Raw genomic sequence first — 21,165 nt, forward strand, 5'->3', positions numbered from 1 at the left:
GGCGCCGTCAGTCGAGCTTTCGGTGGACGTTCTGACGGGTCGACGGGCCCGGGGTGGCGTCCGCGATCCAGGGGCCCCCGTCGCTCGGGTCCACGATTCCCGCCTCCAGCCAGACGTAGTGCCCGGCCAGCACCCCGTCGACGATCCTCCGGTCGAGGTCGTCCGTGTTGGACCAGAGGCTGCGGAAGAGGTCCTCGATCCGCAGGCGCGCCTGCCGGCAGAAGGCATCGGCCAGTTGCCGCGCCTCGCCGCCGTGGTCCGTCGTCGTGCGCAGCAGCTCCGCGCGGACGCACGCCGCGCTCATCGCGAAGAGTTCCGCCCCGATGTCGACGATCCGCCCGAGGAAGGCCTGCTTGAGCTCCATGCGCCCCTGCCAGCGGGACATCGCGTAGAAGGTGGACCGGGCGAGCCTGCGGGAGGTCCGCTCGACGTACCGGAGGTGGACGGCCAGGGCGCCGAACTCGCCGTACGAACCGGGGAGCTGTCCGGGGCCCGTGACGAGTCCGGGGAGCCAGCGGGCGTAGAAGCCGCCCGCCCGGGCGCCCGCCCGCGCCTTGTCGCCGAGGGACTTCTCGGGGTCGATGAGGTCGCCGGCGACGGAGAGGTGGGCGTCGACGGCCTCGCGGGCGATCAGCAGGTGCATGATCTCGGTGGAGCCCTCGAAGATCCGGTTGATGCGCAGGTCGCGGAGCAACTGCTCCGCGGGGACGGCCCGTTCGCCGCGGGCGGCGAGCGAGTCGGCGGTCTCGTAGCCGCGCCCGCCGCGGATCTGGACGAGTTCGTCGGCGATCAGCCAGGCCTTCTCGGAGCCGTACAGCTTGGCGAGGGCGGCCTCGATGCGGATGTCGTTGCGGTCCTCGTCGGCCAGCTGGGAGGCGAGGTCGACGACGGCCTCCAGGGCGAAGGCGGTGGCCGCGATGAAGGAGATCTTGGTGCCGACGGCCTCGTGGCGGGCGATCGGCCTGCCCCACTGCTCGCGCTCCGCCGACCATTCGCGGGCGATCTTCAGACACCATTTGGCGGCGCCCGCGCACGCGGCGGGGAGGGAGAGCCGCCCGGTGTTGAGGGTGGTGAGGGCGATCTTGAGGCCGGCGCCCTCGGGGCCGATGCGGTGGGCGGCGGGGACCCGGACCCGGTGGAGGCGGGTGACGCCGTTCTCCAGGCCGCGCAGGCCCATGAAGGCGTTGCGGTGCTCCACGGTGATGCCGGGCGCGTCGGCCTCGACGACGAAGGCGGTGATGCCGCCGGGGTGGCCCTCGGCGGCGGGGACGCGGGCCATGACGACGAGCAGGTCGGCGACGACCCCGTTGGTGGTCCAGAGCTTCACGCCGTCGAGGACGTACGCGTCCCCGTCCGGCACGGCGGTGGTGGCCAGGCGCGCCGGGTCCGAGCCCACGTCGGGCTCGGTGAGCAGGAAGGCCGAGAGGTCGGTGCGGGCGAGCCGGGGCAGGAAGGCGTCCTTCTGCTCCTGGGTGCCGAAGAGTTTCAGCGGCTGCGGTACTCCGATCGACTGATGCGCGGAGAGCAGGGCGCCGACGGCGGGGCTGGCGGAGCCGACGAGGGCGAGGGCCCGGTTGTAGTACAGCTGGGTGAGGCCGAGCCCGCCGTACTTCGGGTCGATCTTCATCCCGAGGGCGCCGATCTCCTTGAGTCCGGCGATCGTCTCGTCGGGGATGCGGGCCTCGCGTTCGATGCGGGCGCCGTCGATCCGGGTCTCGCAGAACTCGCGGAGGACGGCGAGGAAGGCCTCGCCGCGGCGGACGTCCTCGGCGGCGGGGAGCGGGTGCGGGTGGATGAGGTCGAGGCGGAAGCGGCCGAGGAACAGCTCCTTGGCGAAGCTCGGTCTGCGCCAGTCCCGCTCGCGCGCGGCCTCGGCGACCTGCCGGGCCTCGCGCTCGGTGACCTTGGGCCGCTGGGTGGGTGCGGACATGGACACCTCCTTGGGCTTCCTGTCCGTCGTACCCGATATCGGCGGGTCCGGAAAGAGGAACGGAAGAGGAGGGGAATCCTCCGGGTACGTCCTTCTGGTGAGACGGCCCGACCGCCCCGGTCGGCCCGCGCGTAGGGTCCGCGGCATGTCTCAGCAGCCGATCAAGCTCATCGTCCTCGTCAGCACCCTGCCCGGCCGCGGCGAGGAACAGGTCGCCGCCTTCGAGGCGCTCGCGCCTCTCGTACGGGCGGAGGAGGGCTGCCTGCAGTACGACCTGCACCGGGTGGCCGACGATCCCGACCGCTTCGCCCTGATCGAGCGCTGGGCCTCGGCCGAGGCCCTCGCCGCGCACGACGTCGCCCCGCACATGGTCGCGGCCGGCGCCGCGAACAAGGCCTTCCGCGCGGGCCCCGCGGAGGTCGTGCGCCTCGTCGACGCGCCCGTCGGCTCTCCCGGCGCATGACGAAAGGCGGTCCGAGCCCCCGCACAGTGGGCTCGGACCGCCTGGTCTCGTGAGGCGTGCGCCTTAGAGGGCGAGGCCCGTCAGGACGAGCACGCGCTCGTAGGTGTAGTCGTCCATCGCGTACTTGACGCCCTCGCGGCCGACGCCGGAGCGCTTGGCGCCGCCGTACGGCATCTGGTCGGCGCGGTAGGACGGGACGTCGCCGACGATCACGCCGCCGACCTCGAGCGCGCGGTGGGCGCGGAACGCGGTCTGCAGGTCGTGGGTGAAGACACCGGCCTGGAGGCCGAAGTCCGAGTCGTTGACGGCGGCGAAGGCCTCGGCCTCGCCGTCGACCTTGGCGATGGTCAGGACCGGGCCGAAGACCTCGGCGCGGGCCAGGGTGACGTCGGCCGGGAGCTCGGTGAGGACGGTCGGGGCGTAGGTCGCGCCCTCGCGCTTGCCGCCGGCGAGGAGCTTCGCGCCGGCCGCGACGGCCTCGTCGACCCAGGACTCGACGCGCTTGGCGGCGTTCTCGTCGACGAGCGGGCCGACGTCGGTGGCGCCGTCCGCCGGGTCACCGGTGACCTGCGCCTCGACGGCGGCGACGATCTTCGGCACCAGGCGGTCGTGGACCGAGGCGTCGACGATCACGCGCTGCACGGAGATGCAGGACTGGCCGCCCTGGTAGTTGGAGAAGGTCGCGATGCGGGTCGCGGCCCAGTCCAGGTCGGCCTCGGAGGACCAGTCCGGGAGGACGACGGCCGCGGCGTTGCCGCCGAGCTCCAGGGTGACGTGCTTGTGCGGCACGGACTCCTTGATGGCGTAGCCGACCGTGTCGGAGCCGGTGAAGGAGATGATCGGGAGGCGCTCGTCCTGGACGAGGGCGGGCATGCGGTCGTTCGGCACCGGCAGGACCGACCAGGAGCCGGCCGGGAGGTCGGTCTCGGCCAGGATCTCGCCCAGGATCATGGAGGAGATCGGGGTGGCCGGGGCCGGCTTGAGGATGATCGGGGCGCCGACGGCGATGGCCGGGGCGACCTTGTGGGCGCCGAGGTTCAGCGGGAAGTTGAACGGCGCGATGCCGAGGACGACGCCCTTGGGGACGCGGCGGACGAGCGCCAGGCGGCCCACGCCGCCGGCCTCGGTGTCCAGGCGCTGGGCCTCGCCGGCGTTCCAGCGGCGGGTCTCCTCGGCGGCGAAACGGAAGACGGAGACGGCACGGCCGACCTCGCCGCGGGCCCACTTGATGGGCTTGCCGTTCTCGGCGGAGATCACCTGGGCGATCTCCTCGGTGCGCTCGGCGAGCCGCTTCGACACGTGGTCGAGGGCGGCGGCGCGGACGTGCGCCGGGGTCGCGGCGAACTCGTCGACGACGGCGTGCGCGGCGGCGACGGCCTCCTCGACCTGGGCCTCGGTGGGCACGCTGACCTTGCCGACCAGACGTCCGTCGTACGAGTTCGTGACGTCGAAGGTGGTGTCGCCGGTGGCCTCGCGGCCGGCGAGCCAGAAGGCGTGGGTGGTCGTCATTGCGTCCCGGCCCTTTCCGTTTCGGGGTGCGAGCGTTTGCTCTCGTGACACGTTAGGGCCGAGCGGGCGAACGTGGGTTTGTCCGGTGTGGAGTGGTGGTGGCACCGGCGCTGTCCGCTTTGGCCGAAGCGGACGACGGGTCGTCGGGCGGTCACCAGCCCCGGAACGCCGAGAACGGCTGCCGCCTCCCGTCGCCCCGGCGGACGGCGACGAACAGGTCCTCGTATCGGGACAGGCCCGTGAGCTCGCCGTTGCCGTCGTCCTCGTCGCGGGAGAAGGTGCGCTCGTCCACCGTGTCGCCGGTGGCGGAGTCGAAGACGTACAGCTCGTCGTGGCCCCGCCTGTGCCGGGTCAGGAGAGTCACCCGGCCGCCTCCCGCGTGCATCGCCGTGACGCTCCGCTTGGGGTCCTCCGAGCCCGACCGCCAGGCCTCGTCCCCGGTCACCAGGTCGAAGGCGACGACGCCGCCCCCGGCGCCGAGGAAGAGCCTCCCGTCGGCGACCGCCGCATGGGAGCCGAAGGCGTCGACCAGCCCCTGGCGGCGGCCGTCGGGTCCGAAGGCGAGGAAGGCGTTCACGCCCTGCCGCCTCGGCTCGCCGACCTTCAGCACCACCGGATCGGCGGACACGAAGGACATGGACGCGTCCGAGGCGACGGGGCGCCGCCCGCCGAGGGGAACGGTCCACCGCGCCGTACCGTCGGCCGGGTCGAACGCGGCGAGCTTCGCCTCGTCGCCGGCGCAGGCGAGGGCGGCGAGGACCTGTTTCAGCCCGACGGCGACCTCACGGGGGAGGCACCCCTTCGGAACGGCGGCCTTCCAGCGCGGTGCGCCGGTCCGCAGGTCGAGGGCGCGTACCGCCTGGTCACCGCGGAGGACGGGCCCCGCGCCCTCGGCGTCCGCGTCCTTCCAGCGGTCGTCCTCGTCGAGGATCACGGCGAGACCCGCCCCGGTGGCCAGGACGTGGTCGTCGTCGTACGGGCCGGAGGGCCTGCGGGCGGTGCGCCACAGCTCGCGGCCGTCCTTCAGGTCGATCGCGGCGACGGTGGCGCAGCCCTCCGACGAGGGCGAGCGGGACGCCGATCAGGATCGGCAGGAAGGGCACCCACCGCCACCCCAGGGGCGCCGTGCCGCCGTTCGTACGCGTCGCCATCGGATCCCCACCCCCGGCTCGAAACCGCCGAAACCCCGTCAGGGGAGGGGACGGATGATCATCCGCGCCGCTCGGTCGAGACGATCAGGCAGACACCGCCGACGACGATCGCGCCGCCGAGGAGGATCGGCCAGGTCAGGGCCTCGTTCAGGACGAGGGCGCCGAGCAGGACGGCGACGACCGGGTTCACGTACGCGTAGGTGGCGGCGAGGGAGACCGGGGCGGTCTGGAGGAGCCAGGCGTACGCGGTGAAGGCGACGAGCGAGCCGAAGACGACGAGGTAGGCGAGGGCGACCCAGGAGCGGCCGGAGACGGCGCCCAGGTCGAGTCCGTGGTGTTCGCCGCGTACGAGGCCGAGGGAGAGCGCGGCGAGGCCGCCGGCCAGCATCTCGTACGCGCTCGCCGTGAACGGGTTGGCGGGCATGGGCAGCCGGGCGGAGGAGACGGAGCCGACGGACCACAGCAGGGCGGCGACGAGGACGAGCACCACGCCGCCGATCTTCACCTCGCCGCTCAGGCCCGGGACGGTGAGGACGGCGAGGCCCGCGAAGCCGAGCAGGACGCCGCCGAGGGCACCGAGGCCGGGGCGGTCGCCGAAGAGCGTGCGGATCAGGACGACCCAGACGGGGACGGCGGCGACGAGGAGCGCGGCGAGGCCGGAGGGTATGGAGGTCTCGGCGAGGACGACGAGGCCGTTGCCGCCGAGGATGAGGAGCAGGCCGACGAGGGCGGCGGAGCCGAGCTCCCGGCGCGTGACCTTGAGGGCGGCGGGGCCCTGCCGCCAGGCGACGATCGCGGCGAGGAGCAGGCCGGCGGTGATGAAGCGGGCGCCGCCGGAGAGGAACGGCGGGAGGGTCTCGACGACGATCCGGATCCCGAGGTACGTGGACCCCCAGACGACGTACACGATGCCGAGCGCGGCCCAGACGGCGCCGGTGATCCGGCGGGCGGGGGCGGCGGGGACGCCGGCGGCTCCGGTACGGGGTTCGGGGGCGGCCGGGTGGGTCTCGGGGGCCGGGTCGACGGCGGGGCTTGTCATGAGCAGGAGAGTAAGGACTGAAAGCCCCGATGACCAAGGAAACTGCCCGAATTCGGGCAGGACCAACGGAATTCGGGTGTCGGAGAGCCTTCCCGGGGTCCTTGCGGAGGGTGGGAGGATGTCCGGGACCGCACGACCACAGGGGGTAGGCATGATCCTTTACGTACTGATCGGCGTCCTGGTCCTGGCCGTCGCCGGCTGCGCCTCGGTGGTGTGGGCGGCACGCGGCGGACCCCGCTGGGTCCGCGCGGTGGCCACCGTGACGCTGCTGGGCGGAGAGGTGGTCCGCGACGGACAGCGCCGGAGCGGGAAGCGGGGCGGCGGGGGCGACGACGGGATCATGGGCGGCGGCGCGGACGCGTAGGGAGCGGCTCGCGGGGAGCCCTGAGGAAACCCGGGGGCCCTGGGGAAACCCGAGGGCCTGGGGAGACCCGGGAGCCCTGGGGAAACCCGAGGGCCTGGGAAGACCCGGGGAGCCCTGGGGAAACCCGGGAGCCCTTGGGAAACCCGGGCCCTGGGGAAACCCGAGGGGCCTGGGGAAACCCGGGAGCCCTTGGGAAACCCGGGCCCTGGGGAAACCCGAGGGGCCTGGGGAAACCCGGGCCCTGGGAAATCCCGGGAAGTCCCGGGGAGCCCGGAGACTCCCGCTACTGCCCGCCCTCCCCCGTCGCCTTCAGGGCCAGCCACAGCTCCATCCGTACGTCCGGATCGTCCAGCGAGCGGCCGAGGATCTCCTCCACCCGGCGCATCCGGTAGCGCAGCGTGTGCCGGTGGACGCCGAGGTCCGCCGCGGCCGCGTCCCACTGGCCGTGCCGGGAGAGCCAGGCGCGCAGGGAGGCCACCAGGTCGCCGCGGCCGGTCGCGTCGTGCTCGCGGAGCGCGCGGAGCATCCCGTCGGCGAAGGCCCGGACGGCGTCGTCGGCGAGGAGCGGAAGCACCGAGCCGGCCGCCAGGTCCTCGTGCTCGACGAGCGCCCTGCCGCGCCGCCGGGCGACCGAGAGGGCCTGCTCGGCCTGCTTGTACGCGGCTGCCGCGGCGTTCGGGCCCGCCGGGGCCGACAGGCCGACGACGACACCGGCGTCCTCCGCCTCCCGCTCCGCGTAGCCCTCGCAGGCGGCGACGACCGCGCCGCCGTCCCCGGCGAGGACGACGAGCCGCCGGCCGCTCTCGGCGACCGTGAGCACCGCCTCGCCCGCGCGGGCGGCAGCGGCCTCCAGGGCCTCGGCGAGCGCCGGCAGCGGCGGCTCCCCGGCCGGTTCTCCCCCGGCGGGCTCGGCGACGAGCAACCGGTAGGGGGCGTCGAGCAGCCCTCCGTACAGGTCGCCGGCCACCGCGCGGGCGGGCTCGGGCCGGCCCTCCAGCATCAGACGGAGCACCGCGGCGCCGAGCCGCTGCTCGGCGGCCTGGAGCGAGCGGGAACGTTCCGTCGTGAGGGTGAGCAGGGCGATCGCCGAGTGCACGGCGTACCGCTCGGCCGTGCCGAGGGGCGCGCCCGTGCCGACGGCGAGGGCGCCGCGCACCCGGCGCCCGGTGCCGAGCGACTGGAGCTCGACGCGGTCGTCCGTACCGCCGACGACGGCGCTGGCGGGCGCGGGCCGCTCGCGCAGCCGCTCCACGTCGGGGGTGAGGCGGGCGGCCCGGCGCGCCGCCCATTCGGGCGAGACGGCGACGACGGCGCCGGAGGCGTCGTACAGCGCGGCCCAGCCGTCGACGTGCGCGGCGAGCCGGGCGACGACGGCCTCGGGGCCCTCGGCGAGCGCCGCGCGGGTCAGCTCGCGCTGGGCCTCGAAACCGGCCGTGACGGCGCGGTACTGGTCGGCGGAGATGGCCGCCGAGACGGCCTTGCTGATGGCGAGGAACGGCGTCCGGCGCGGCACTTCGAGCAACGGCAGGTGTTCCTCGCGGGCCGCGTCGAGCAGGGCCGGCGGGATCTCCTCGTAGTTGACGCCGACGGCGAAGCCGAGCCCGACCACTCCGGCGGCGAGCAGCCGCCGCACGTAGCGGCGCATGGCGTCCAGGTCCTCCGCGTCGAGGGTGAGCGCGGTGGTGAGGAGGAGTTCGCCGCCTTCCATGTACGGGACGGGGTCGGCGAGCTCGCTGACGTGGGCCCAGCGGACGGGGGTGTCGAGGCGGTCCTCACCGGCGCGGACGATGAGCTTGAGGGCGGAGTGCTGGACGAGCGAGGCGAGGGTGGGCGGCATTGGGGGACCGTCGGACCTTTGAGCGAGGACCGCGCGCGGGGGGAGCCGTGCACGGAGGCGGGGAGGCGCCGCTCAGCTGAGCGGCGCCCCCGATTGTGCCAGGGCCCCCGGCAGCCCGCTCGGGCGCCGCGAGGGGTGAGACGGGTCGGCCTCGCAGGTCGACGCGACGGGGTGAAGCGGTCGGCTCCGAAGGCCGACGCGACGGGGTGAGACGGTCAGCCTCGCAGGTCGACCAGCATGGGCGGCACGTGCTCGCCGCGTACGTGGCTCAGGGAGAGGACGGCGTGGCCGGGAGGCACGGCGTGCGCGAGGTCCGAGGCGGACCAGCGCTCCCGCTCCACCTCCCGCACGGTGACGGCCTCGGTGGTCACGGCCTTGCCGGTCACCAGCTTGCGCAGGGCGTGGATGGCGCGGGTCATGGGCTGGTCGGCGAAGACGGTGTGGTGGGCGACCTCGGTGGTCTCCACGCGCTCGGTGCCCCACGCCCCGGCGAAGGCGCCGCCGTCCCAGGTCGACACGCCGGCCATGGCCATCCGGCAGCCGACGGAGGCGAGCAGCGGCCCGTGCAGGAACTCGGGGACCTCCGTGAGGGTACGGAGCGCCAGCACGACGGCCGCGTTCTGCGGGCGCAGCCGCTGGAGGCCCCGTACGGTTCCGGGCGTGAGGGCCCCCGCAGCTTCGTCGAGCACGAGGCAGGCGAGGTGCCCGCGCCCGGCACGGTCGCGGGTGACGTGCTGGAACTGGGCGAGCAGCAGCCGGGTGAGGAGCCGCGCCGCCTCCTCGTGACTCCCCTGCGGCAGGCTGATGCGTACGCGCATCGGGTGCTGGGCGACGGCCCGCAGGGAGAAGGGCCGCACGTCCGGGCCGCCTTCCTGGCCGCCGCCGAAGAACTCGGCGAAGACGGGCCGGTCGAGGAGGGCGAGCCGCTCGGCGAGGAAGGGCCCCACGTCCGTCGCGGTGCCGATCCGGCGGATCCAGGAGTCCAGCTCGCGGCGCATGACCGGGGCCTCGTCCTCGGGCAGCAAATCGAGCAGCGCCTGGAGGGTCTCGGGCCGGGCTTCGAGCAGCTCCCGCAGGACCGGGACGGTCGGGAAGCGCCCGTACGCGGTCCGGTAGGGGCCGATGAGCTGCGCGAGGGCGGTGGCGGCGCGCTGGTGCTCCACGCCCGCCATGTCGCCGACGAGCCCCTCGGCGAGGAACGCGGCGGCCTCGTCGGGATCGGTGGACCCCGCGTACAGGTCCAGGTCGTAGGGGGAGGTCGGGTCTCCCAGCCGGACCACGACGTCGTACGCCTCTTCGGGGCCGAGGGGCGCCGCTGCCGCGCCGACGGCGACGACGGCGCACGCGCCGGTGAGCGCCTGGAGGGTGAGCGATTCGACGACGGGCGCGACGAGGGCACGGGTCTTGCCCGCGCCCGAGGGGCCGACGACGAGGAGGGAGGTGCCGAGGAGTCCGGGGTCCAGTGCGAGGCCGGCGCCGTGGTAGGCCCGCGGGGTGCGCTCGGCGTCGGTGTACCGGCCGATGCGGACCTGGCCGACGAGCAGGTCGTGGGTGGCGCGGCGGTTCGGCACGTCACGGTCGCCGGAGGGGTGCGCGTACGCGGCGGCACCCTGCTCGAGCAGCGCCTCGACGAGGGCGGCACGGCGGACGGCGTCCCGGTCGGTGTCCTGCCAGACGCGGCGGACGCGTGCCACGTCGACGTCGTTCATGCGCCCGGCGGCCAGTTCGCCGACGAGGACGTCGGCCGCGCGGTGCTCGCCGGCGTCCCTGAGCTCGGGCCATTGCGAGCGGGAGGCACCGGGGGCGGCGCGGACGGGGGCGGGCATGACATCCGGGGAGGATCGGGCACGCAACTTCTTGAAGAGGGCAGCCCATTCACCTACGCGGGCGAACGGCCAGACGACGAGGGCCGTGATCACCGCGTAGACGGGGTAGACGACGAACGGCGAGGTCAGGACGTCGTAACCGCCCGTGACCAGGGCGATCAGCTGAAGGACGGGGATGGCGACGGGAAGCTTGTCCCAGCCGAGTCCGAACGCCTCGGGCCAGACGAACGCCAGAGCGATCAGGGCTCCGGCGCCCGCGAGCGCGGCACGGGCGGGCGGCCGGAAGCGGTCGAGGTAGTACCGGGCGATCCGGCCCCAGGATCCGAGGACGCCGACCGCGACGGTGATCCCGAGGAAGAGCACGCCGCTGAGGACGTCACGGGCCGCCCAGCCCTGCCAGCCGCTCGGCTTGGCGGTGCCACCGATCCACCAGTCGCTGGGCGTGAAGGTCTGGAGCACCAGCCAGACGTACGGGAGGGTCCCGCGCCGATACGCCGACCAGATGAGCAGGCCGACGGCCATCGGGATCAACATGCCGAGGACGGTCACGGGCGCCAGGCGCACGGCGGCAGTCCGCGTCGGCACATGCATGAACCGCCAGACACCGAGCCCGGCCTTCGGCCGAGGGGCGTCCAACCAGTCGACCGCGCGCCCGACGGGGGCGGCCGCCGACCACGGCGGGCCTCCCGCGACCGGGGGGACCGACGGCACGGGCGGCACGGATGGCAACGCCTGCGGCGGCGGGCCCGCCGGCCTCGGGACCGGCGGAACCGATGGGGCCTGCGCGATTGGCGGAACCGGCTTCGCGGGAGGCGGCGCCACACCGCCGGACGTGTCGCGTGACTCGTACGTGCCGTCGGTCTCCATGAACCCCTGCCCCCTGACCAGCCAGGTCGCCGCCTCTGTGCCACCGTCAAATCTAGTGGGCCCGGCGCCCCCGGGAGGGGATTCGACCACCCGTACGGCCGAGAGCGGGAGCGACGGGTCGGGGACCGGCCACGGCCTGGCCGAAGCGCGCCCGCCCGCGGAAGCGGAGCCGCCATGTCCATCCCGGACAACGACACACCCGCCACCACTCCCGAACGGCGCATGCCGGAGGCCCTCCGCCGCGCCTAGCCTGCGGAGGAAACCCGCAAGTGCGTCCAGAACCACCCCCAGGAGCCCCGCATGAACGCTGTCCCGCAGGAGCGGCGCGTCGTCACCGCCATCCCCGGTCCGAAGTCGCAGGAGCTTCAGGCCCGCCGTCTCGACACGGTCGCCGGTGGCGTCGGCTCGACGCTGCCCGTCTTCACCAAGCGGGCCGGCGGCGGCATCATCGAGGACGTCGACGGCAACCTGCTGATCGACTTCGGTTCCGGCATCGCCGTGACCTCGGTCGGCGCCTCCGCCGAGGCCGTCGTGCGCCGCGCGTCCGCGCAGCTCCAGGACTTCACCCACACCTGTTTCATGGTGACGCCGTACGAGGGTTACGTGGAGGTCTGCGAGGCGCTGGCCGAGCTGACCCCGGGCGACCACGCCAAGAAGTCCGCGCTGTTCAACTCGGGCGCCGAGGCCGTCGAGAACGCGGTGAAGATCGCCCGCTCGTACACCAAGCGCCAGGCCGTCGTCGTCTTCGACCACGGCTACCACGGCCGTACGAACCTCACCATGGGCATGACGGCGAAGAACATGCCGTACAAGCAGGGCTTCGGTCCGTTCGCCCCCGAGGTCTACCGCGTGCCGGTGGCCTACGGCTACCGCTGGCCCACCGGTGCCGAGAACTGCGGCCCCGAGGCCGCCGCCCAGGCGATCGACAACATCACCAAGCAGATCGGCGCCGAGAACGTCGCCGCGATCGTCATCGAGCCGGTCCTCGGCGAGGGCGGCTTCATCGAGCCGGCCAAGGGCTTCCTGCCGGCGATCGTGAAGTTCGCCAACGACAACGGCATCGTCTTCGTCGCGGACGAGATCCAGGCCGGCTTCTGCCGTACCGGCCAGTGGTTCGCCTGCGAGGACGAGGGCATCGTCCCGGACCTCATCACCACCGCCAAGGGCATCGCGGGCGGTCTGCCGCTCGCCGCCGTCACCGGCCGCGCCGAGATCATGGACTCCGTCCACGGCGGCGGCCTCGGCGGCACCTACGGCGGCAACCCGGTGGCCTGCGCCGGTGCGCTCGGCGCCATCGAGACGATGAAGGAGCTCGACCTCAACGGCAAGGCCAAGCGCATCGAGGAGGTCATGAAGGACCGCCTCACCGCGATGCAGGAGAAGTTCCCGGTCATCGGTGACATCCGTGGCCGCGGCGCCATGATCGCCATCGAGCTGGTGAAGGACCCGGCGACGAAGGAGCCGCACGCCGAGGCCGCCGCCGCGCTCGCCAAGTACTGCCACAACGAGGGCGTCCTGGTCCTCACCTGCGGCACCTACGGCAACGTGCTGCGCTTCCTGCCGCCGCTGGTCATCGGCGAGGACCTGCTCAACGAGGGTCTGGACGTCATCGAGGCCGCACTCGCGACCGTCTGAGGACCGATCAGGCACACGGTGTGAAGACTCTGTGGGGGGCCGATGGCGGGACGCGTTTCCCGCTGTCGGCCCCCCGCCGCGTGACGTACGGTTTCCGCAGATGAGAGAAACACCCCGGGCGGAGCCTCCCCAGCACCGTCCACACCGTGCCTTCGAGCACACCGCCGGCGCCTCGTGCTCCGGGACTCCTCACCGATCGGATGGCCGCCCGCCCCACACCCCCCGGGGCGCGCGGCAGCCCGATCCCCTCGGCCGCCCTGGAACCACCCCCCCTGTTCCAGGGCGGCCGGCTCTCTTCTCGGCGCTCGTCGCCCTCGCCGTCGTGACCTGGCAGGTGCTCGTCCACGGCCCCTTGGCCAGGCTCGACGAGCGGGTGTCCCGGTCCCTGGTGGACTCGGTCCCCCGGTCCCTGAGCGAACTCGCCTCCGACCTCGGCAACATGACGGTCGCCCTCCCGGTCCTCGGCTGCGCGATGGCGTACGCGGTGTGGCGCGGCCGACGTGCCGCCGCCCTGTACGCGGGCCTCTCCCTGGCCGCCGTACCCCTCCTGGTGATTCCGTTGAAGGAGTGGACCGCGCGTCCGGGTCCGCTGGAGCCCTGGGCACAGGGCTACTACCCCTCGGGTCACACGGCGACCGCGATGGTCGCCTACGTCAGCGCCGCCTTCCTGGTGTCGCGTCGTCTCGTCCCCGTCGCCGTCCTGCTGACGGCGGTGACGGGCACGGGGCTGGTCCTGCGCGGCTTCCACTGGCCCCTGGACGTGCTCGCCTCCGTTGCCCTGTGCCTGCCGCTGCTGCGCTGGCCCGTCCTCGCGTCGCGGTACGGTCGGGACGGTCGCAGCCGGATCCGGGGAGGGGACGCATGGCGGACAGGGAGCGGCGGTACGCCGTCACGGTCGACGGACGGGCGTACGAACTGAACCCGTCGCCCGGGGAGGTCATCCTCCCGGGGCAGGGGTTCAAGATCCATCACGCCCCGGACTGCAAGCACCTGACGGACTCCGTCAGTCTCCAGCGTCGCCCCGACCCCGACGGACTCACCTGGCGGCGCCTGCTCGACGCTGCGGAACCGACCGCGTTCGCCGCCTCCGCCGGACTGCTCAACGGACGGAACCGTCCCGTCACCGGCGTCTGCTCCTGCGCCCTGCGGCCGGTCACCGACAGCCATGCCGAGACCCTGCCGTACTGGCCGGTCGACGAGGCACTGCGGGTCTTCGACCGCGAGCGGCACCGCGCGGCCGTCGAGGCGGCTGACCGGGACGCCGAGCGCGTCCATACGGAGTTCCCGTGGGAGGAGTGGCCGGAGCTGCCGCTGGAGCGGTACGCGCTCGGGCAGCCGGACATGCCCGGCCACCAGGTGTTCAGTTATCTGCTGGAGTTCGGCAGCAAGGCGCTCGGCAGCATCACCGGCGGCACGGCGAAGAAGCACTTCGTCTACCGGACGAACCACGGCGCGTGGTGGTTCGACAAGCGGTACGCGGATGTCGACGAGGCATGGCGGGAGGTCCGGGCGGGGCTCGTCGCCGCCGTGACGGCGGCCCGCGAGGGCCGGGTACGGGACATCGACGAGATCGCCTCGATCCGCTCCGGGATCATGGTCGTGGCGAAGACCCTGCGGATCTACGCCCCCGACGCCGTCCTTCCGGTCTACTCGGACAGCTTCACGCAGCACTATCTGAACCGGCTCGCCCCCGGGAACACGGCGGCGAAGCTCCAGCCGTTCAGGCGCAAGGAGCTGCTGAAGTCACTGATCGCCGAGGACCCCCGGTTCGCGGGCTGGCCGCCGCAGCTCGTCTGGCACTTCCTCGACTGGTGGGCCCCGGCCCGCCGGACCGCGCCCCGTACCGTGCGGATCGGGGTCTCCGAACTCCACGACGACTGGGACTACTTCCAGGTCGAGGGCGTCGCGGCCGTCGACGCGGACCGGGTCGGCGATCTGCGCCGGTACGCCGACGAGGAGGAGTTCACCGAGGCGTACCAGGAGGCCTACGCGGACGGCGGCACGTCTGCCGGGCAGCTCGCCGCCCGCGCCGGCGGGCTGTGGCGCCTGCTCGACCTGCGGGAAGGGGACCGGGTGGTGGCGACCCGGGGCCGCAGCGAGGTCCTGGGCGTCGGCCGGGTCACCGGCGACGGATACGCCTGGCAGCCCCGCCTCGACGCGGACCGACCGCCGTGGCACGCGGTGACCGTCGAGTGGGACATGGAGTACGCGGGCAAGCTGGACGAGCCCGTGGCCGACTGGGGCCGCGGGCTCGTCTCCGACGTGCCCCGCCCCCTCTGGCTGAAGATCGGGGAGCTCATGATGTTCGGCCGGGTGGTGAACCTGCTGGAACTGGAAGAGGCCACCGACTCCGTCGAGATCCCGCCCCTCGACGCCGTCCTCCAGCAGATCGACGACGCCCTCGAACGGCGGGGCCAGGCCGTGCTGTTCGGGCCGCCCGGCACCGGCAAGACGTATCACGCGCTGCGCTACGCCGTCCGCCGGCTCGGTGAGCTCTCCGCCGACCTGCCGGGGGTCGAGCCGCTCGCCGAGCCGGGCAGCGCGGAGTTCGCAGCGACGATCGAGGCCCTGACCGAGGCCCGGCGGCTGACCCTGGTCACCTTCCATCCGAGCTACGGGTACGAGGACTTCGTCGAGGGGCTGCGGCCCGTCAAGGGCGCGTCCGGCTTCATCCTCGAGCCGGTGGACGGCGTCTTCAAGCGGGTGTGCGAGACCGCGGCCGCTGATCCGGGCCAGCTGTACCTGATGGTCGTGGACGAACTGAACCGGGGCAACCTCCCGCGCATCCTGGGCGAGTTGATCACCGTCGTGGAGAAGGACAAGCGGGGGCTCCCGGTCACACTGCCGCTCACGGGAACGCCCTTCCGCGTGCCGCCGAACGTGCGCCTCCTCGGCACCATGAACACCGCCGACCGGTCCGTCCGGATGCTCGACTCGGCCATCCGCCGCCGCTTCGCGTTCATCGAACTCCTCCCTGATTCCGGCCCGTTGCGCGGCGCCCAGGTGGACCAGCTGGACCTTGCCGTCTTCCTCGACCGGCTCAACGAGCGGATCAGGACCCGCCTCGACCGCGAGAAGCAGATAGGACACGCCTTCTTCCTCCCCGAGGGCGCTCCCGTCTCCACCGCCGCCGAGTTCGCCGCGATCGTGCGGGGCGAGATCCTGCCGCTGCTCCAGGAGTACGCGTACGACGACTACGGACTCCTCGCCGCCTTCCTTGGCGAGGGTGTGGTCGACGTCGTCGCCCACACCCTTCGGGAGCTCACCGACGAGGACCTCATCAACCGCCTGTACGAGGAACTCCAGGTCGGTTCCGGTGGGGAGTGACGCGCCGCCCGCCCTGGAACTGGCCGAGTACACCACCCGGGTCTTCGACGGGATCCGGCTGGCGGAGGCCGACCGGCGGCTGCTCGCCGACGGCTCCCTGGACGCGCGTCTGCGGCTGCGGGAGCTGCGGGGCGAGCGGCTGGAGGTGACGGCCGCTCAGTACGTGGGGACGGTGCGGCTGGAGGCCGCCGAGATCCGGGTCGTACCGAAGTACCTGGGCGGAGACCTCGACGTGCTTCGCATGGTGGACCACGCCTGGGGCGGTGTGCGGGAGCTGCTGCCCACGACGCAGGGCCTGGCGGGCGGGCGGCCCTCTCTCCGGGACCTGGTCTGCCTCATGGTCGTCGAGCACGGCGAGCGGCTGCTGCGGCACGGCGTGCGGCGCGACTACGTGCCGGTCGAGGACGATCTGCGGGTGGTACGGGGCAGGCTGCTGCCTGTGCGGCAGCTGCTGGTCCACCACGGCCGGCCGGACCTGCTGGCCTGCCGGTTCGAGGAGCACGAGGCCGACGTCCTCGACAACCGGATCTGCGCGGAGGCCCTCGCGGTGGCCGCCCGGACGGCGCGCGACGGCGGGGTGCGGGCGCGGGCCCGGCGCACGGCAGGGCCGTTCGCGCGACACGCCCCGACGCCGCTGGGGGACGTACGGCCGGCGTTGGCGTCGGTGACGTACCACCGGCACAACGAGCACTACCGGCCCGCGCACCTGTGGGCGGGGCTGCTGCTCACGGGCGGTGGCCTGGACGGGCTGTTCGCCCCGGGGCCGCTGGCCTCGCGCGCCTTCCTGATCGACATGAACCGCCTGTTCGAGGCCTTCGTGACCCGGCTGTTGGAGGACGGGGCGAGGGGCTCCGGGCTGCGGGCGGAGGGCCAGTCCTCGCGGTCGGGAGTGCTGTTCGACGAGCGGGTGGGGAAGTCCTACGGCGCCGTACGGCCCGATGTACTGGTGTCCGGACTGCGGTTCGGTCGGCCCTACCGGCTGCCGGTGGACGTCAAGTACAAGCTGTACGGGGAGAAGAAGCTCTCGCCCGAGGACCTGTACCAGGCCTCGCTCTACGCCCATGCCCTCGGGCGGCAGGCGGACGGCGGGCCGCCCGCCTGTGTTCTGGTCCACCCGGGCCGGGCCGGCTCGGGTGGCCACCGGGTGGCGGTGCGGACGCTGGAGGGGGCGGTGACGGGTCGGGTGCGGGCGGTGCCGCTGGATCTGCGGGCGGTGCTGGCGGAGCTGGGCGGGCCGGACCCCCGTTCCGTTCCGGCCCGCCTGTTCCGCGAGGTGACGGGGTGAGCCGGGACCGTCAGCTCCAGCCGTACGCGTCGAAGTTCCGGCTGAAGTCCCACTGGTTGTACCGGTCCCAGTTGACCGACCAGGTCATCAGGCCGCGCAGGGCCGGCCAGGTGCCGTGGGTCTGGTAGGTGCCGCAGTTGGTCTTCTTCGTCAGGCAGTCGAGGGCCTTGTTCACCTCGGCCGGGGCCGTGTGGCCGTTGCCCGCCTGGGTGGAGGCGGGGAGGCCGATGGCGACCTGCTCGGGGCGCAGCGGCGGGAAGAAGCGGTCCGCGTTGCCGGCGACCGGGAAGCCCGTGAGGAGCATGTCGGTCATGGCGATGTGGAAGTCGGCGCCGCCCATCGAGTGGTACTGGTTGTCGAGGCCCATGATGGAGCCCGAGTTGTAGTCCTGGACGTGGAGCAGGGTCAGGTCGTCGCGCAGGGCGTGGATGACCGGCAGGTAGGCGCCGGCGCGCGGGTCCTGGCCGCCCCAGGGGCCGGAGCCGTAGTACTGGTAGCCGAGCTGGACGAAGAAGGTCTCCGGGGCCATGGTGAGGACGAAGCCGGAGCCGTACTTGGCCTTGAGGGTCTTGACCGCCTGGATCAGGTTGACGATGACCGGGCTGGTCGGGTTCCGGAAGTCGGTGTCGCCGGTCTGGAGCGAGAGGGAGTGGCCCTCGAAGTCGATGTCCAGGCCGTCGAGGCCGTACTCGTCGATGATCTTCGACACCGACGTGACGAAGGTGTCGCGGGCCGCCGTGGTGGCGAGCTGCACCTGGCCGTTCTGGCCGCCGATGGAGATGAGGACCTTCTTGCCGGCGGCCTGCTTGGCCTTGATCGCCGCCTTGAACTCGGCCGGGGATTCGACGTTCGGGCACTCCGTGACCGGGCAGAGGGTGAAGCGGATGTCGCCGGAGGTGACCGAGGTCGGTTCGCCGAAGGCGAGGTCGATGACGTCCCAGGAGTCGGGGACGTCGGCCATGCGGGTGTAGCCGGAGCCGTTGGCGAAGCTGGCGTGGAGGTAGCCGACGAGGGCGTGCGCGGGCAGGCCGCCGCCCCCGCCTCCGCCGCCGGAGGTCGTCGTCGCGGTCACGGCGGCCGACTTCGGGGACTCGCCGGCGCTGTTCACGGCGGTGACCTGGAAGGTGTACGGGGTGGAGGCCGTGAGGCCGGAGACGGTGGCCGTGGTGCCGGTGACCGTCTGGACCTTGGTGGACCCCTGGTAGACGTTGTACGAGGTGGCTCCCGGGACCGCGGTCCAGCTCAGCGGCACGGAGGTGGAGGTCGGGGAGCCGGCGGTGAGGCCGGTGGGGGCGGTCGGGAGCTGGACCTGGTCGCCGCCGGGGCCGTACAGGGAGAGGTCGTCGGCCTGGTAGGCGGGGGTGCCGTACCAGCCGTGGGTGTAGATCGTGACCGAGGTGGTCGAGGCGCCCGTGGTGAAGCTGGTGCTGAGCTTCTGCCAGTCGGGGGCGGAGGCCGTCCAGGTGGAGACGTCGGTGGTGCCGGTGCCGGAGGCGCCGAGGTAGACGTAGCTGCCGCGCACCCAGCCGCTGAGCGTGTAGCTGGAGTTGGGCTTCACGGTGACGGTCTGGGAGCACTTGGCGTTGTCGCTGCCGGCGGGGGTGGCCTGGAGCGCCTTCGTCCCGCCGTGCACGGGTGACGGGACGACGGCGCCGCTGCCCGCCGTGCAGGTCCAGCCGTCGAGGCCCGCTTCGAAGCCGCCGTTGCGGGCGAGTTCGGTGTCGGCGGCCTGGGCCGCGGGGGTGAGTGCGAGGAGCCCGCCGGCGGCGAGGGAGCCCGCCAACAGCAGGGTGAGGGGTCTGGTGCGGTCCACAACTGCCTCCGGGTGTGGGGGAATCGAGGTGGAGCGCGCCACAGCATGGTCCAGACCAATCGAGTGGTCAAGACCTCTGTCCGCGGAGACGGTCTAGTCGACTCCCCTCTCCCCCCTGGCCAGTCGGCCCGCCGCCTCGTGCATCGCCAGTTCCAGGAGCGAGGCGTCGGTGAGGGTCCCGAGGCCGTCGGGTGCGATCAGCCAGCGCACCCGGCCGGTGACCCGCCCCGGGTACGGGGCGACGATCCAGGTGCCGGCGCCCGCGCCGCGCACACCGGTGCCCAGCCAGCGCGCGGCCGTTCCCGGAGGGACGAAGAAGCCCATCCGGGCCTCGCCGAAGTCGACCAGGACCGGGCCCGGCCGGTCCACGAGCCGGGTCAGCACGTCGAACGTGGGGTAGCCGAGCTCCCCCGGCAGGATCAGCACGTCCCAGCGCCGGCCGGCGGGCAGCAGTGCGACCCCGTGGGGGTTGCGCTCCCACTCCCACCGGCAGGCGTCGGGATCCGGCGCGACCGAGGCCAGCCATTCCACCGCGGCCTTGGCGCCAGAAGCCCCCGTACCAGTCATCGCGACGTTCTCCTTCCGTGTGGACCGGATGTCCACACGGAGAGAGCGGGTACGGGGGCTTCTCTTACGCGGCTTCGACGACGAGTCGATAGTGACCTACGTCACACCAGAGGTGCCGAGGGGTCAGCTGTCGAAGCCGAGGCCCAGCTTGTCCATCGTCTTCAGCCACAGGTTGCGCCGGCCGCCGTTCTCGTCGGCGCGGGCGAGCGACCACTTGGTGATGCCGATGCCGGCCCAGGCGACCGGCTCGGGCGGGAAGGGCAGCGGCTTGGAGCGGACCATCTCCAGGTCGGTGCGCTCGGTGCGCTCCCCCGCGAGCAGGTCGAGCATGACGTCCCCGCCGAAGCGGGTCGCGCCGACGCCGAGGCCGGTGAACCCGGCCGCGTACGCCACCTTCCCCTGGTGCGCCGTGCCGAAGAAGGCCGAGAAGCGCGAGCAGGTGTCGATCGCGCCGCCCCAGGCGTGGCTGAAGCGGAGCCCCTCCAGCTGCGGGAAGCAGCGGAAGAAGTGCTCGGCGAGCTTGAGGTACGTCTCCGGGCGGTGGTCCATCTCCGCCTGCACCTTGCCGCCGTAGCGGTAGATCGCGTCGTAGCCGCCCCACAGGACGCGGTGGTCGGCGGTGATCCGGAAGTAGTGGAACTGGTTCGCGGAGTCGCCGAGCCCCTGCCGGTTCTTCCAGCCGACGGAGGCGAGCTGCTCGGGGCTGAGCGGCTCGGTCATCAGGGCGTAGTCGTAGACCGGGACCGTGTACGCGCGGACGCGCCTGACCAGCGACGGGAAGACGTTGGTGCCGAGCGCGACGCGGCGGGCGACGACCTTGCCGTACGGGGTGCGGACGCCCATGCCGGCGCCGACCGCGACCAGCTGCAGACCGGGGGTGTTCTCGTAGATCCGGACGCCCAGGTCGAGACAGGCCTGCTTCAGGCCCCAGGCCAGCTTGGCCGGGTGGACCATGGCGACGCCGCGCTTGTCCCACATGCCGCCGAGGAAGGTCGGCGAGTCGACCTCGGCCCGCACGGCGGCCTGGTCCAGGAACTCCAGGCCGTCGGCGAGACCGAGCCGGTTCGCCTCCTCGTACCACTCGTGGAGCTCCTCCACCTGGTACGGCTCGGTGGCGACGTCGATCTCGCCGGTGCGCTCGAACTCGCAGTCGAGCCCGTAGCGGGCGACGGTCTCCTCGATGGCGTCGAGGTTGCGCTCGCCCATCCGCTCCAGCTTGGACAGCTCGCCCGGCCAGCGGGCGAGCCCGTTGCCGAAGCCGTGGGTGAGGGAGGCCGCACAGAAGCCTCCGTTGCGGCCCGAGGCGGCCCAGCCCACCTCGCGGCCTTCGATGAGTACGACATCCCGGGAGGGGTCGCGCTCCTTGGCGAGGAGCGCGGTCCACAGTCCGCTGTATCCGCCGCCGACCACGAGGAGATCGGTCTTCTCGGTGCCGGTGAGGGCGGGCAGGGCTCCGGGCTTGCCGGGGTCTTCCAGCCAGAAGGGGACGGGCTGGGCGTCGGAGAGAGATTGTGCAGCGAGACGCATGGCGACTGGGGCCATGGTTTCCAAC

The 21,165-nt window shown here is 73.1% G+C and carries 15 protein-coding genes; 6 read left to right on the plus strand and 9 right to left on the minus strand.

What is annotated here, in order from left to right; translation table 11 throughout:
* Positions 1-7 precede the first annotated feature (7 nt).
* Positions 8-1,930 (minus strand): acyl-CoA dehydrogenase family protein, encoded by a 1,923-nt coding sequence (locus GGE06_RS17840; protein WP_184931262.1) that lies wholly within the window; start codon positions 1,928-1,930, stop codon positions 8-10.
* A gap of 145 nt (positions 1,931-2,075) precedes the next feature.
* On the opposite strand from GGE06_RS17840, the gene GGE06_RS17845 reads away from it, so the two are divergent.
* Positions 2,076-2,393, plus strand: a complete 318-nt coding sequence (locus GGE06_RS17845) for a putative quinol monooxygenase (RefSeq protein ID WP_116158572.1) — start codon at positions 2,076-2,078, stop codon at positions 2,391-2,393.
* A gap of 63 nt (positions 2,394-2,456) precedes the next feature.
* Here GGE06_RS17845 and GGE06_RS17850 read toward each other — a convergent pair whose 3' ends face one another.
* The 3 genes from GGE06_RS17850 to GGE06_RS17860 form a co-directional block, all read right to left on the minus strand.
* The gene (locus tag GGE06_RS17850) at positions 2,457-3,902 is read right to left on the minus strand and encodes an aldehyde dehydrogenase family protein (RefSeq protein WP_184931263.1); all 1,446 of its coding nucleotides are present in this window, start codon (positions 3,900-3,902) and stop codon (positions 2,457-2,459) included.
* 151 nt (positions 3,903-4,053) lie between these two features.
* A complete protein-coding gene (locus GGE06_RS43755) occupies positions 4,054-4,935 on the minus strand; it encodes an outer membrane protein assembly factor BamB family protein (protein WP_312883210.1) in 882 nt (293 codons plus the stop codon).
* Positions 4,936-5,111: 176 nt separating this feature from the next.
* Positions 5,112-6,092, minus strand: a complete 981-nt coding sequence (locus tag GGE06_RS17860) for an EamA family transporter (RefSeq protein WP_116158576.1) — start codon at positions 6,090-6,092, stop codon at positions 5,112-5,114.
* A 151-nt stretch (positions 6,093-6,243) separates the two neighbouring features.
* On the opposite strand from GGE06_RS17860, the gene GGE06_RS17865 reads away from it, so the two are divergent.
* Positions 6,244-6,456, plus strand: coding sequence for a hypothetical protein (locus GGE06_RS17865; protein WP_116158577.1), 213 nt, complete (start codon positions 6,244-6,246; stop codon positions 6,454-6,456).
* Between the two features lie 283 nt (positions 6,457-6,739).
* On the opposite strand, the gene GGE06_RS17870 is transcribed toward GGE06_RS17865, so the two are convergent.
* Both GGE06_RS17870 and GGE06_RS17875 read right to left on the minus strand, forming a co-directional pair.
* Positions 6,740-8,293, minus strand: coding sequence for a PucR family transcriptional regulator (locus GGE06_RS17870; RefSeq protein WP_116158578.1), 1,554 nt, complete (start codon positions 8,291-8,293; stop codon positions 6,740-6,742).
* Positions 8,294-8,508: 215 nt separating this feature from the next.
* Positions 8,509-10,986 (minus strand): type IV secretory system conjugative DNA transfer family protein, encoded by a 2,478-nt coding sequence (locus GGE06_RS17875; RefSeq protein ID WP_184931265.1) that lies wholly within the window; start codon positions 10,984-10,986, stop codon positions 8,509-8,511.
* A 300-nt stretch (positions 10,987-11,286) separates the two neighbouring features.
* Between GGE06_RS17875 and gabT the strand changes: the two genes are divergently transcribed.
* The 4 genes from gabT to GGE06_RS17895 all read left to right on the plus strand — a co-directional run bounded on the left by gabT (position 11,287) and on the right by GGE06_RS17895 (position 17,233).
* On the plus strand, positions 11,287-12,621 hold the full coding sequence (gene gabT, locus GGE06_RS17880; RefSeq protein WP_116158580.1) for a 4-aminobutyrate--2-oxoglutarate transaminase: 1,335 nt from the start codon (positions 11,287-11,289) through the stop codon (positions 12,619-12,621).
* Positions 12,622-12,721: 100 nt separating this feature from the next.
* Positions 12,722-13,540 (plus strand): phosphatase PAP2 family protein, encoded by an 819-nt coding sequence (locus GGE06_RS42650; protein WP_246532630.1) that lies wholly within the window; start codon positions 12,722-12,724, stop codon positions 13,538-13,540.
* Positions 13,483-15,948, plus strand: coding sequence for an McrB family protein (locus tag GGE06_RS17890; protein ID WP_116158581.1), 2,466 nt, complete (start codon positions 13,483-13,485; stop codon positions 15,946-15,948). Before GGE06_RS42650 ends, GGE06_RS17890 begins: the two co-directional genes overlap by 58 nt.
* Positions 15,938-17,233: an McrC family protein gene (locus tag GGE06_RS17895; protein WP_181924489.1), complete on the plus strand. Its 1,296-nt coding sequence runs from the start codon at positions 15,938-15,940 to the stop codon at positions 17,231-17,233. The genes GGE06_RS17890 and GGE06_RS17895 overlap by 11 nt, the downstream gene beginning before the upstream one ends.
* A gap of 10 nt (positions 17,234-17,243) precedes the next feature.
* Here the strand turns inward: GGE06_RS17895 and GGE06_RS17900 are convergent, their stop codons facing one another.
* The 3 genes from GGE06_RS17900 to GGE06_RS17910 all read right to left on the minus strand — a co-directional run bounded on the left by GGE06_RS17900 (position 17,244) and on the right by GGE06_RS17910 (position 21,155).
* The gene (locus tag GGE06_RS17900; RefSeq protein WP_116158583.1) at positions 17,244-19,046 is read right to left on the minus strand and encodes a chitinase; all 1,803 of its coding nucleotides are present in this window, start codon (positions 19,044-19,046) and stop codon (positions 17,244-17,246) included.
* A 93-nt stretch (positions 19,047-19,139) separates the two neighbouring features.
* Positions 19,140-19,613, minus strand: coding sequence for a hypothetical protein (locus GGE06_RS17905; RefSeq protein WP_116158584.1), 474 nt, complete (start codon positions 19,611-19,613; stop codon positions 19,140-19,142).
* Between the two features lie 123 nt (positions 19,614-19,736).
* The gene (locus tag GGE06_RS17910; RefSeq protein WP_184931266.1) at positions 19,737-21,155 is read right to left on the minus strand and encodes an NAD(P)/FAD-dependent oxidoreductase; all 1,419 of its coding nucleotides are present in this window, start codon (positions 21,153-21,155) and stop codon (positions 19,737-19,739) included.
* Positions 21,156-21,165 lie beyond the last annotated feature (10 nt).

This window comes from Streptomyces nymphaeiformis (assembly GCF_014203895.1).
In the GTDB taxonomy this organism is placed as follows: domain Bacteria; phylum Actinomycetota; class Actinomycetes; order Streptomycetales; family Streptomycetaceae; genus Streptomyces; species Streptomyces nymphaeiformis.